This window comes from Absiella sp. AM29-15 (genome assembly GCF_003434225.1).
Classification (GTDB): Bacteria; Bacillota_I; Bacilli_A; order Erysipelotrichales; family Erysipelotrichaceae; genus Hoskinsella; species Hoskinsella hominis.
In genome coordinates this window covers 188,713-202,717 of sequence record NZ_QVFL01000001.1, presented here as the reverse complement: position 1 = coordinate 202,717, position 14,005 = coordinate 188,713, and the positions used below count along the sequence as shown (strand labels likewise).

At 35.3% G+C, this 14,005-nt stretch carries 13 protein-coding genes; all 13 read right to left on the bottom strand.

Annotated elements, in window-relative coordinates:
- The 13 genes from DW761_RS01035 to DW761_RS00975 all read right to left on the bottom strand — a co-directional run bounded on the left by DW761_RS01035 (position 1) and on the right by DW761_RS00975 (position 13,872).
- Positions 1-1,224, bottom strand: a complete 1,224-nt coding sequence (locus DW761_RS01035) for an RtcB family protein (RefSeq protein WP_117451179.1) — start codon at positions 1,222-1,224, stop codon at positions 1-3.
- Entirely contained in the window at positions 1,221-2,327 is a 1,107-nt protein-coding gene (locus tag DW761_RS01030; protein ID WP_117451181.1) for a slipin family protein, read from the bottom strand. The genes DW761_RS01035 and DW761_RS01030 overlap by 4 nt, the downstream gene beginning before the upstream one ends.
- 785 nt (positions 2,328-3,112) lie before the next feature.
- The gene (locus DW761_RS01025; protein ID WP_117451183.1) at positions 3,113-4,021 is read right to left on the bottom strand and encodes a WYL domain-containing protein; all 909 of its coding nucleotides are present in this window, start codon (positions 4,019-4,021) and stop codon (positions 3,113-3,115) included.
- Positions 4,021-5,256, bottom strand: a complete 1,236-nt coding sequence (locus tag DW761_RS01020; RefSeq protein WP_117516166.1) for a WYL domain-containing protein — start codon at positions 5,254-5,256, stop codon at positions 4,021-4,023. Before DW761_RS01020 ends, DW761_RS01025 begins: the two co-directional genes overlap by 1 nt.
- Before the next feature lie 77 nt (positions 5,257-5,333).
- Positions 5,334-5,693, bottom strand: a complete 360-nt coding sequence (locus DW761_RS01015) for a metal-dependent transcriptional regulator (protein WP_117516165.1) — start codon at positions 5,691-5,693, stop codon at positions 5,334-5,336.
- Positions 5,694-5,735: 42 nt separating this feature from the next.
- Positions 5,736-6,101 (bottom strand): arsenate reductase family protein, encoded by a 366-nt coding sequence (locus DW761_RS01010; protein ID WP_394336411.1) that lies wholly within the window; start codon positions 6,099-6,101, stop codon positions 5,736-5,738.
- A gap of 47 nt (positions 6,102-6,148) precedes the next feature.
- On the bottom strand, positions 6,149-7,423 hold the full coding sequence (locus tag DW761_RS01005; protein ID WP_117451191.1) for an alkyl/aryl-sulfatase: 1,275 nt from the start codon (positions 7,421-7,423) through the stop codon (positions 6,149-6,151).
- A gap of 155 nt (positions 7,424-7,578) precedes the next feature.
- Entirely contained in the window at positions 7,579-8,061 is a 483-nt protein-coding gene (locus tag DW761_RS01000; RefSeq protein ID WP_117451193.1) for a GNAT family N-acetyltransferase, read from the bottom strand.
- A 54-nt stretch (positions 8,062-8,115) separates the two neighbouring features.
- On the bottom strand, positions 8,116-9,057 hold the full coding sequence (locus DW761_RS00995) for an ABC transporter ATP-binding protein (protein WP_117451195.1): 942 nt from the start codon (positions 9,055-9,057) through the stop codon (positions 8,116-8,118).
- Positions 9,047-10,138 (bottom strand): ABC transporter ATP-binding protein, encoded by a 1,092-nt coding sequence (locus tag DW761_RS00990; RefSeq protein ID WP_117451197.1) that lies wholly within the window; start codon positions 10,136-10,138, stop codon positions 9,047-9,049. Before DW761_RS00990 ends, DW761_RS00995 begins: the two co-directional genes overlap by 11 nt.
- Positions 10,139-10,147: 9 nt before the next feature.
- Entirely contained in the window at positions 10,148-11,173 is a 1,026-nt protein-coding gene (locus DW761_RS00985; RefSeq protein ID WP_233509510.1) for an ABC transporter permease, read from the bottom strand.
- A gap of 2 nt (positions 11,174-11,175) precedes the next feature.
- Complete coding sequence (locus DW761_RS00980; protein ID WP_117451199.1) at positions 11,176-12,123, bottom strand: ABC transporter permease; 948 nt, start codon at positions 12,121-12,123, stop codon at positions 11,176-11,178.
- 90 nt (positions 12,124-12,213) lie between these two features.
- On the bottom strand, positions 12,214-13,872 hold the full coding sequence (locus tag DW761_RS00975; protein WP_117451201.1) for a peptide ABC transporter substrate-binding protein: 1,659 nt from the start codon (positions 13,870-13,872) through the stop codon (positions 12,214-12,216).
- Positions 13,873-14,005: the final 133 nt, after the last annotated feature.

The window sequence follows — 14,005 nt, the reverse complement described above, 5'->3', positions numbered from 1 at the left end:
TTAAGATGATGCTTTGAAATTATACAAAGGATGGATCGTTTTTATAATATCTACGGTATCTGCGATATTTTTTGTGATATCTTCCATGGATTTATAAGCCATAGGGCATTCATCCAGCGTATCAGAATTAATAGATGTAGAGAATATTCCATCCATTGTATTCGCAAATTCATCTACCGTAAACAATTCTTTTGCTTTACCACGGCTATATAAACGTCCGGCACCATGAGGCGCAGAACAATTCCATTCATCATTGCCTTTACCAACACATATCAAAGAGCCATCACGCATATTGATAGGAATCAATAAGATTTCACCTTCTTTTGCGGAAACTGCACCTTTTCGTATCATATTATTTTCATGATCAATATAATTGTGTATTGTTTCAAAGTGATCAAAATCATCCAGTTTCATATCAAACATATGCTGGATTATGGTTTCCGCAATCATTCGACGATTTAATTTCGCAAATTCCTGGGCAATATTCATATCATGTAAGTAATCATCACGATAACTTCCTTCCAAGTAACAAAGCTCTTTTGGTGTTTTGATTTCCTTTGCTTCAAAGCTGTTTGCCAGTGCAACAAGGGCAGCTTGTATTTCTGATTTACGACCAGCTTCTTTATATTCTTTGATAATCTGTTCACGCTGTTCAAATAATTTATCTTTCCCACGCATAAGATCATAAGCAAGATTCTGGTAGTAATCTGCGATTTGTTTACCTAAATTACGGCTTCCTGTATGAATCACAAGATAGTGATTTTCATCATCATCTATATCAATTTCGATAAAGTGATTTCCACCACCAAGTGTCCCAATACTACGTTCAAAACGTCGTGTATCTTTTAATGAACGATAACAGCGAAGTTCTTGAATTGCTGGGAAACGTGTAATTCTTCCTGGATGTACATCAAAGCCATTAGGGACATATTTACGAATAACTTCATCCAGCTTCACAAAGTCAATAGGGGATTTTCCCAGATTGACACATAACATACCACAACCAATATCCACACCAACAATATTAGGGATAACACGTTGATTTAAATCGGCAGTAAAACCAATGACACAGCCAGCACCTGCATGTACATCTGGCATGATTCTGATTTTACAATCTTCCACAAAGCTTTGATCACAAAGGGTTTTTATTTGCTCCAACGCAGTATCTTCCACAACATCTGTGTATACAATGGCATTGGTATATGTTCCTTTAATTTCTATCATGATAATACCTCCTGTTTCTGTATAAATGCTGCTAATTGTGTAAGGATATCACTATTCCCATTTAAGGTGATATTTCCTACATTTTCGCAGATTCTTTCTAAATATTCTAATTCTTTTAAGCGATATAAAGTTTTGTTCTCATCTAATAATTTAGCGGTATTCAATAAAGAACGTGTTGACGCAACTTCTTCCCTTCGTGTAATGACATTGGCCTGTGCGCGTTTTTCTGCGATTAAAACCGTATTCATAATCTCACGCATATCACCTGGTAAAATGATATCTTTGATACCAGCATCTGTGATATCAATGTAAAGAGAAGCAGCCCGCTGTTTTAATTGTTCAAAAACATACGTACCGATTTCTTCCTTGTTTTCTAACAGTTCCTCCATCTTATAGTTGCCAATATATTCACGTAATACCAACTGTGCCATGACATATAATTGTGTTAAATAATCATCAATTTCAGTAAGAATTGCGACACAATCAGTAACACGATAATGAGCAACCATATTGATACGTAATGTGACTTTATCTTTTGTCAATACTTCCTGTCCTATGACATCTAACTGTTTCAATCGCATATCTACAATATCCACATCAACCATTGTTTTTGTATTCCAGAAATAATAAATACCAGCATCTAAAACAGTTATGAACTTCTGATCATAAAACAAGCGACCTTTTTCATATTGCGCAATGTTTACTTGTTGATAATAAGAACGTGGAATGTTCGCAAAGATATAGCGTGGAATATCATCCTCTACCATTGGTTCTTTTACATCTATATATTGTACTTTATGATTGTTTTCTATGTTCCAGTAAGCATACAAACCAGTAGGCAGACATTGTGAAAATTTACCATCGATATAGTGTAATGCATATTGTTCATCACCAACATCTATAATGGTAGCGTTCTTCTTGATTTCAGGAAACTGAATAAGTTTCTCCAAGGAACAATACATGGATGAAATTGGCTGGTTGATAGATAATAATTCTACTTTATCATTTGCGAAACAGTGATATGTTCCTGCATATAATAACTTAACAAATTTACTTTTCCGATATAATAAACCTATTTGATTTTCATTAATTTTAATTTTCATATTTTTCTCCTTTTATTTGATGATATGCATTCGTTTCAGCGGCAAAATCATTAAGATTATGAATGTATCCTGCGAGTAAAAACTGGCAGAATAGATGCATAATCGATATCCTAACTTTGGCAAGGCTGAAACAAATGAGATCTGTGAAAGCATCCAATCATCTTTTACTTAATAATTAGTCCCAAACTAATTGCAGGAGTCGAACCTGCGTAACGCCATGTTAAACCATTTTTTTAATAAGCGGATAGTTTCCGAAATACACACAAGTAAAGTTACTAGTGCATCGTTGTGGGATGAGAACCACTTCCTTGACCGCAAGGTTATTATAGGAAATATCAGGAAATAAATCGTGAAAAAAAAGTTGCGAACGATAAATATATGAAATTTTTTACCGATTATACTCGAAAACGACAGATTAGACTCAAGGCATTGACAAATAGCTTTGATTATGAAAAACTCAAATGAAAAAATACCGTTGACAACCATAGAAAGCCCGTTTAGAACCAGCCTATTGACAAAGATATAAAATAGTGAATGAATAAATTCATATTCCTGTTTACCAATTAACCTCAAAAGCTAACCAGTTATCCCTTTTCTATTGACATAGAAGGAAATACTTGATTGAAATATATATAAACAGAATACAGATTATCCTCGAAAATTACAGATTAGACTCAAGCTATTGACAAAAAGGGTCACACATGATTTCTATATACAGATACTTTAAAACATTATTTACACATAAAAAACCTTGGAACTAACCAAGGCTTATACATAGTGATTCATTATTTTATAGATAATGCTTTTTGTGACAATAAACGCCTTTTAATCTGATTAATAAAATGATTTGGTTCTATGACTTTCACAAATGGACCAAAAGATAAAACGCGAATCAATAGTTCAGATTCATCTTCTCCATCATAAAACACTTTGACTTGATAATGGTTTTCATCTAACCGTTTCGCTTCTTTTTCAAAATGCGCAAAGTGTAACATCACACGCTCTAACGCATTACGCTCATCTACTAATTCCATCACAAAGTATTTCTTTTCTTCTGTACGCACATCTTTTGGATAATGGAATGCTTCTTTGATTTCTACCTCTAATATACGAGAAATATTAATTGTATATTTTTTATGATGATATGCGATAATCAAACGGAACTTATCATCTTTTTGTGAATATTCTAATTGAAGTGGCATGCCATGAATGTTAGCACGTTTGCCTTTTCCTGTCACAAAATAGACGGATACAGAGGATTGATCATGCAAGGCTTTGCGAATTGTCTTAAAGTTTTTAATATAAGCGGGATCAAAGTAATCATCATGATCATGGTACTGATCAAAATAGACAATGTCATCCATTTGATAAAGTGGCATAATATCATCCAAGCCTTTAATAGACACATCAAATAATTGAATACGAGGATCAAGCAAAATAGCTTTTAACCAGCGTTTTTCTATGAGTGTAAGCGGCATAGTAGAAGGGTGTTTTACAGGTGTATGCATATCATCACATAAAAGCGGCCATTGATGATTCTTTAGCGCAGGCTCTATCGTTAAAAAGCTTTCAGAGAAGGCTGTTTCCTGAATGATGGAATGCATGATTTTCTCATTCAGGGTTCCTTTTATGGCTTGATCAATGATGCGAGCAACACTTTCATAGTAGCATCCATATATCTCATGAAATAACATTATGCATCACCTCCAATATCATATAATTCATACATTGCTTTTAAGTCAGCGCGAAACTGATTTTCAACAGTACGGTTTGAAAAATCCAATTGTTTTATACGACAGATAAAGGTACGAATCCAGGGAATCATTTCGTTTGTATCAAAAACATCAGCACGGAAAACTGCGGTATTTTTATCTAATCGTTCCACTTCACCAATCCGCTTTTCACGAACTAAGCGCTGATAGATAAATTCTTCATAATCAGAAAAGTAAATCTGAAATTCTACATGCTCGAGATGAATATTATGACTGCTGCAGCGAACACCCCACATATGTTTCTGTAGAGAAGATAAAAGTTCACGTTTTTTATCAAATTGTGAGGAAGGTTCTAATAAGGTCACATGATCCATATAATCCATACGATAAGAAGAAATACGATGATAATGTTTATGATATGCGAATAAGTATTGTCGACCATTTTGTGTACTCACAAAGATTTTTAAGGGAATCAAATCCCACAAGATATTTTTTTGATGCTGCTTATGATGAATACGCACTTCACGTTTCTCCTGGATTGCGCACAAGAGTTGATATAAAATTTCACTGTCTAATGCGTGTGCGATATAGTAATGTTTAAAAGTAAAAATGGAATCTTGAACAGATAATTGATGCATCAGATAATTACCAATAACACCCACCATTCCCATCTGTGCAAAGAAGCAAATAGCATCATGACAGGAAGAAAGATCTAGCGTATCGGCTCTGTGGTAGGATAATTGTTTACCTGTTTTTTCACTGACAATCAATCCAAGCTGTGTATACTCCTTTAACTTTTTTCGTACTGTAGCTTTATCAATCATCAAAGGATCCACAAAGCAGGAGAGGTGGTCCTGATCGATTTGATCTATGATTTCATTTAATGTATAGCATTGCTCTGGATCATAAAGGATATCTAATAAATAAAAATGCAGCGTGATATCAATATCTGTAAATGATTTGGCAAGAAATGCCTGATACAAAGGATTTTGTGTAGTATGACGGCTGTCTATGGATAAGAATACATTTTTTCCTTCTTCACTCTGAGTAAATTGCATATAATCTTTTAGATAACTTTCAATTCTTCTTCGTTCGTTATCATAAGAGCGCAAACTTTTCTGATCAAAATCCTGTCTACTTTTAAAACCATATACATAAAAATCAATCATATATGTTCTGATTTTCTCAAAGTTTTTTATTAGTTCTTGATATGCCATATCTATCCCTCGCAATCTTTTCTAATCATAGCAAATAACCAAAAGAAAAGAAAGCACTCTTATGCTTTCCTTTATGATTATCTACGATAATTTTCCATTTTCTCAAAAGTTTCATCACTGATGACATGTTCGATATGACAAGCATCCTCATCTGCATTTTCTGCGCTGACACCTAGCACATCCTGTAAGAAATTGGAAATTGTCTGATGACGATGATAAACACTTTTAGCGAGTTCTCTACCAGCGTCTGTCAAATGGATATCCCCATAACTTTCCTGTAAGACATACCTTTTTTCTTTTAATACATTCATTGCTTTATTTACAGAGGGTTTACTGACACTCATACGATTAGCGACATCCACACATCGAATTTTACCGGTACCTTCTAAAATCAGCAATGTTTCTAAATAATCTTCTAAAGATTCACCTAATAACACATTGATCACCTCAAATTTGTATACGTTTACTATAGCATAAATTTAGGCTTCTGCCCATAAGTTATCATAATTCTTTTCCTGAAAACCTACTAGAACGATATCACCATCAATTAAAATGGGGCGTTTGATTAACATACCATGATGACTTAAGAGAACAAGTTGTTCCTCTTCACTCATTGATGATAGTTTATCTTTTAGCTGCATTTCTTTATATAGATTACCACTTGTGTTAAAAAATTTCTTTAAGGGCAGTCCACTTTTTTTCCATAACATTGTTAATTCTTCCACACTTGGTGTTTCTGTGACAATATCACGAAAAGTTACTTCTATACCATGATTTTTAACGTATTTTACCGCATTGCGACAAGTACTGCATTTTGGATATCCTATGATTTCTACCTTTTTCATTTTCATCACCTGTGTATCATGATATGGTTTTTTGTGTTAAATTGCAATTATTTTGACTGATTCTTTAAATCATTTGCGCAGGCGATATAATAATTTCTGCCACAAGCACTGGTTTCTTGTTTAGATAAGGCCAACAGACAGTCGATTTCCCAGGAAATGATGGTATCATCTATTGTCTTGGTATTATCAAATAATGCACATAACTGTAGCGCATATTGGTATTCTTGTTGGGAAATAGCACGTGGTATTTCATTTCTTAATGTATCCTCAGATATCAGATTCATTAATTTAGAAGCCCATTCTTGATCACTTAATGGGTGCAGGTTGACAGGATTTCCATCAAACCATCCAACGTATCCACTATAAATACCTTTTACAGCCCATTCCAGACTGCCATAAAATTCTTGAAGATAAGGCAGTGAAGATAAATGTTCAGGTAATGTAACATGTGATACTGTTTCAGAAACAGACATACCCAAATTCATACAATGCAGGGTTTCATGCAGGATATAAGAGAGTGCTTCTTTATATTGGGAAAGTGTTTCCTGTATGTTTTTATGTGTAAAGATTGGTTTCATATGTCCAGGCAACAGGACTTCTGCAGGATAAGACATCAGAACTTCTAAAGAATGTATCCATTGCGCAATATCACGATACTGGCTTCCTCTTAATGCATAAAGATTAGGGAAGCAGGCATAAAAGTTATCTCCACAACATAATACACCATCATCTGGCAGCCAGATGAGCATTTGATCATCGGTTTCACCAGGTACACGGACAAGCTCCATTTTTATACCATCGATTGTGCGTGTGGTATCTTCTGTATATAAGGTAGTGATTGGCATAAAATCATAGCTGCCATCATTTACATATACACCTTCGCGCATACCAAGACCCTGACAGATACACTCATCATTGGTTAATCCACGCCCGAATTGTCTGGCAGTACGTTTCATTAAAACATCGTTTATTTCATTATATCCCTGTAAAGCAGGCGTTGCGGAAGCAAACATGATTGTTTCTTCTACACTGTCTTTAAATGCACCACTTCCTCCACGATGATCTGGATGACTGTGTGTGAATATGATTGTTTTTATCGGTTTATCTGTGTTTTCTGATAAAACGCTTTTTAAGCGTTCTCCACGGGCATTACTATCTAATGCATCAATCAGTACCGTAGACTTATCCCCTTCGATGACAACGCAGTTACTGTGTCCATAGCCACAATAATAAGTGATACGATCATTGATTTTATAAGTTTCTTTCTGAAACATTTCATCATGAAATTGTTTAAGTTGTTTTTCTCCATCATTTTTTAACATATATTCGACCTTCTTTCTTATCTATTATAATACGAATATGGTAAAAAGAGTATAAGGCACCTTTTGGTAACTATGGAAATATGAAGGCAATGCATAACGAAAAATAAGAGATTTCATAAATGACGGTGTATTCATCATTTTGAAATCTCTTGTTGTTAATCTATTAAATCTAAGCGCATATAGATCGAAGAGGCCATTGGGCTGTCATTATAAGGTTCACATTCAAAGAAACCATATTTACGATATAAATGAATTGCTTCTTTCAGGTAAGGAAGTGTATCCAAATACATTGTATGATAGCCGATGGACTTTGCTTCCTTCAGAATGGCTTCCATTAAGCGATCAGAGAGATGCTGTCCACGATAAGCTTCTTTTACATATAAACGTTTTAATTCACAGTGGCCACCTTCCATATGTTTTAAGCCAACACAGCCAACGATTTCATTATCCACTTTGACCACAAGGAAGCGACCAAGTGGCAAGCCATATATTTCTTCTAAATGCTCACGTTCATAATCATAATTTTGTTGAAGCAGGTATTGTGCTGCTGTTTCGTCTTGCTGAATCAGCATATTGGTATAATCTTCTAATAGTTCTAAGATACCATCATCCTGATATGCTAATTGGATTTCTGTCATAATGCACGCTCCTTTCAATGAGAAAACCAGGGCATTGTCAGCCCTGGCAATTCATTAATTTTTAGTAGATTTCATCCATTCATCAAATTCTTTATCTGTTGCTAGAACATAGTGTGTACCATCCACCAGATGTTCACTGCCGGCATGGTAATCCACGCCTGCTTCTTTATAATCGTAAGTAAAGGATTTACGTTTCTTTTCCAAAACTGGATTTGGGGATGGAATAGCACTTAATAAGCTTTTTGTATACGGATGAATAGGATTTGTAAAGATTTCTTCTGTAGTACCTGTTTCCACAAGATGACCTAGATGTAAAACACCGATACGATCAGAAATATATTTGACCATACTTAAGTCATGGGCTATAAATAAGATACTTGTACCAGTTTTTTGCTGGATTTTTTTCATTAAATTGACAACCTGTGCCTGAATAGAAACATCCAAAGCAGAGATTGCTTCATCTGCGATGATTAAATCAGGATTCATAATCAATGCACGGGCAATGCCGATACGTTGACGCTGTCCACCAGAGAATTGATGTGGATAACGGTTGGCATGCTCCTTAGAAAGGCCTACAAGCTCTAACATATCATAAACTTTCTGGTTACGTTCTTCTTTAGTCTTATATTCATGATGAATATCAAGCCCTTGTGCAATGATATCTAAAACTTTTTCTCTAGGATTTAAACAAGCCATAGGATCCTGGAAAATCATCTGCATTTTTGTACGTAGTAATTTTAAATCAGCATTGCTCATTTTCCCAGAAATATCTTTTCCCTGAAAAATTACTTTTCCATCTGTAGGTGTATATAATCGTATAATACTTCTACCCGTGGTGGATTTACCACTACCAGATTCACCTACAAGACCATATGTTTCCCCAGGATAAATTTTAAAAGAAATGCCATCTACTGCTTTAACAGTATATTTACGGCTGACTTTAAAGTGTTGTTTCAGATTATCAACAACCAGGATTGGTTCTGCATTAGTTTCCACTTTCTTCAGCCTCCTTTTTCATTTTCAAAATACGTTTTTTCAATTGTTCTGGCATTTCCACTTTTGGTGCTTTTTCATGACACAGCCAGCTGGCACATCGATGTGTACCTCCTAAATAAAACATTGGCGGATCTAAGCGTAAATCAATATTCAATGCATATTGATTACGTGGCGCAAAGGCATCTCCTTTGACCTCCACTGTCAGGTTAGGCGGCGTACCAGGGATAGTATACAATTCAGTATCATCAGTATCCAAATCAGGCATAGCGCTTAATAATCCCCATGTATAAGGATGACGAGGATCATAGAATATTTCATTCACACTGCCGACTTCTACAATTTTTCCAGCATACATGACATTCACAAAGTCCGCAACTTTCGCTACAACCCCTAAATCATGTGTAATATAGATTACAGACAGGTTTTTCTTTTTCTGAATATCCTGTATAAGCTCTAGAATCTTTGCCTGAATGGTAACATCCAATGCCGTTGTTGGTTCATCACAAATTAAAATATAAGGATCACAAGATAGTGCAATTGCGATAACAACACGTTGACGCATACCACCAGATAATTGGTGTGGATAGTTTTTCATACGTTTTTCTGCATCGGTAATTCCTACCAGATTCAATAATTCAACAGCTTCTTTATAAGCTTCTTCTTTAGATTTGTGATAATGATAAATCATTGGCTCCATAATTTGTTTACCAATGGTCATGGTTGGGTTTAAAGAAGTCATTGGATCCTGGAATACCATTGCGATTTTACGTCCACGAATCTCTTTTTGTTTCATTTTTTCGGACATTTTTACAATATCCTCTGTATGTTTTTCACCTGTGAATTCATCATACCATGTATATTCAATAGAACCACTTTCGATGGTACCATTATTCGCAAGGATACCCATAATCGCTTTTGTTGTGACAGATTTACCTGAACCACTTTCACCAACAATAGCAAGTGTTTCACCTTTATATAAGTCCATGTTTACACCACGAATTGCATTTACATGGCCACTTTCGGTTTTAAATGATATAGATAAATCACGGATTCTTAATATTCTTTCTCTTTTTTCATTCATATGATTCACCTACATTTCTTTCATCTTTGGATCAAATGCATCACGAAGTCCATCGGCCATCAGGTTGAAAGACAGCATTAAGATTGCCAGTACGACAACAGGAATAACCAATAGGAATGGTGTAACAAGGAATGATTTGAATCCATCATTAATTAATGTACCCAAAGAAGCCTGAGGGCCTGGAATACCTAAACCAATCATTGCCAGTGTTGCTTCATAGAAGATAGCATTTGGAATAGACATCATTGCCATAATAATAATCTGTCCGAAGATATTTGGCAGTACTTCTTTGAATATAATGAAAAAGCTGCTGGCACCCAGTGTTTTTGAAGCAAGAATAAATTCTTGTTCCTTTATTTTCAGAACCTGTGCACGTGTAATACGTGCCATACCAACCCATTCAGTTAATGCAAGGGCGATAATAATTGTATAAAGGCTGGGCTTCATCAATAACAATAATAATGTCAAAATAACAAGTGTAGGAATAGAGTTTACGATTTCTTGGAAACGCTGCATCAGATTATCAACTTTTCCACCAAAATAGCCGGATACCATACCATAAATCATACCAATGAATACATTGATTAATACTGCGGCAGCAGCAACGAACAATGAAATACGGCAGCCACTCCATACACGTACCCATAAGTCACGTCCTAAGTGATCAGTACCGAAAAAGTGGTAGGCATTGGCATAAATACCTTCATAGGTGTTAACACCAGATTTTCCATTGAAGATACCAATATTTTCGATAAATGGGATACGAGGCCCTAAGAACTGACGTGGGGCATCTACACCATCATACGTATATTGGGATAACATTGGGAAAATAATTGCACAGATAATGATAATCAAAACGATAATACCACCAATAATGGAGCCTTTATTCGCTTTAAAGCGTGTCCATACATCTCTTAGAAAAGATGTTGCGGGTGTTACGGCTTCACTACTGATTTTTTCAATATCACCAATAAATTCAAAATCATTTGGCTCAAAAACGATATTTTCTAATTCTTTATTTTCCATGATTGCCATGATTAATTATCCCCCTTTCCTAAACGAATACGAGGATCGATAATACCATATAGAACATCAATCACAAGCATGATTACGATATACATAACACTATATAAGAAAGATACTGCCATGATAACATTATAATCACGTACTTCTATTGCTTTAACAAGTAAAGAACCAAGACCAGGCACAGCACAAACACTTTCTACAACCATACTACCAGTCATTAAACCGACAATTAATGGTCCAAGAACTGTAATCACAGGTATCAATGAGTTACGTAGTGCATGTCTGAAAATAAGCGTTCTTTTATCCAAGCCTTTTGCTTGTGCAAGCAACATATAATCACTACCCAGTACTTCAATCATTTCCGTACGTGTAAAACGTGCCACGTTTGCGATAACGCCCATAGATAGGGCAACCATCGGCAAGAATCCGGTTTTGATAGGATCACTGGAATTAAAGACGATAGGGAAAATAGGAATTTCCACACCGAATATAATTAATAAGAAAAATAAGAAAACGAATGATGGAATACTGACACCTATAACAGAGAGCACTGTCGCAAAACTGTCCCAGAAAGTGTTTCTCTTTAGAGCTGCCAATATACCTAAAGCAATACCAACTACAGCACCAATGATTACGGCGCCAATACCTAGCCCAAAGGAAATTGGAATTGCAGGTTTTACAAGGTCTACAACGTTCATGTTTCTTGCGATACCAAAGGAAACTCCGAAGTCACCTTTTACCATGTTTTGTAAATATATAAAGAATTGTTGCCACATCGGCTTATCAAACCCGTACTTATGATAAATCATGGCTTTTTGCGTTTCTGTTAGCTTTTCATCATTGAATGGAGTACCAGGCATGAAACGAATCATTAAAAACAGTACCAATACGATGATGAATAAGGTCACGATTGAAATCAGTAGTCGCTTGCCGATATACTTCAATGTTGACTTATCCATATTTTTCCTCCTTATGAAAATGAAAGAGGCTGTTATAGAGAATGTCTAAGGTTAGTCATTCTAGTACAGCCCCTCATGTATATTCTTAACCTATTCTGCTTTATCTAAGTTTTTATAGATAAATGGTACACCAACTGTGTGATTTTCAATACCAGTTACTTTTGGATTGATCAATGATGCGCCACCTGTCTGGAATACAGGTGATACTGCTGCATCGTCCAGAAGGATTTTTTCTGCTTCCTGTAATGCTGTCCAACGAGCTTTTGCATCAGCTGCATTAGCAGCATCCTGCATTTTAGCGTTATAAGCTTCACTTACATAGTCACCATAGTTATAAGAGTTGCCTTTTAACATTAAGTTCAAGTAAGTAGTTGGATCTGCATAGTCAGGTCCCCAACGTGTTAATGTAATATCTGTTTCACGTTTTTTCTGCATTTCAATACGATTGTTCTTTTCCTGTTGAACCATTTCAATTGTTAAACCAGGAAGATTTTTCTGTAACTGAGATTGTAAGTATTCAGCAGCTGGTTTAGCTGGATCACTTGGTTCAAATAATAATTTTAAAGTGATTTCTTTAACACCTAATTCCTGAAGACCTTTTTCCCAATATTCTTGAGCTTTCTTTACTGAATCAGCAGCGTTTTCTGTGTAATAAGCAGGTGCTGTTTCACGATAATCTTTTCCATCAGGACCTGTAGACAATTCTTTTGGAATGAAACCTTCAGCTGCGATAGAGCCATCTTTTAATACAGTATTTGCTAATTCCTGACGGTCAAATGCATAAGACAGAGCTAAACGGATGTTTTTGTTTGCAAGATATTTATTTCCAGTATCTACTCCATCACCAATGTTATACTGTAAGTACCATAAGTAGCCTTCCAGAATGTTCTTATATTTGTCTTTATCATTTTTATATTTGTCAACTAAAGCTGAATTCAATTTTGTATAATCACAGTTGCCACTTTCGAAGTCTGCAGCACTTGTAGAAACCTGTGGTACGATGTTAACAACAAAGTTATCTACTTTAACATTTGCAGCATCCCAATATTTTTCATTTTTCTTAAATTCAACTTTACTCTTTAAATCATGCTTTGTCATTTTGAATGGACCATTTGCAAGCATGTTATCAGGTGTAATTGCATATTGATCACCTTGAGCTTCTGCGAATTCTTCATTTACTGGGAAGAATACAGGGAATGCCATCAAGCTTAAGAAATATTCACATTTCTTTGAAAGTGTTACTTCTAATGTTTTATCATCAACAGCTTTAACGCCTAATTGATCTTTTAATTTTGCTTTTTCTTCATCAGTTCCAGCTGCTACGATATCAGCTGCCCCTTTGATACAAGCTCCATCCTCTGTAAATAAATATGCATATTCTGCATCTGAACTACTAACTGCACGTTTCCACGCATAAACGAAATCTGCAGCTGTGACTGGCTTATCGTTATCCCATTTTGCATCTCTTAATTTGAAAGTATAAGTTAAACCATCTTTACTCATTTCATAAGATTCTGCTAGTGCGGGAATGACATTTCCATCTTTGTCTACTGTTTCAAGACCTTCAACGGTTGCTGCGATCATTTCAAGGGACATACCATCTGTAGCATAAGTAGAATCCATTGAAATAAGGTCATTCTCTTTTGCAATCGTTACGGTTTTACCTGAGGTTGAATCTTTTGATGAACCACAACCTGCAAGTGAGAAAACCATTAGCGCACATGCTAAGACTGACACTAATTTTTTCATACCAATTCCTCCTCTTTTTGATTGATAATAAAAATGTTCAAGGGTCTACAGTATATAATTGTTAGCTGTTCTCCATTGAACATTTTCATATTTATCATTATAAGTGCTTTTCACAAATTTGCAATACTTTTTT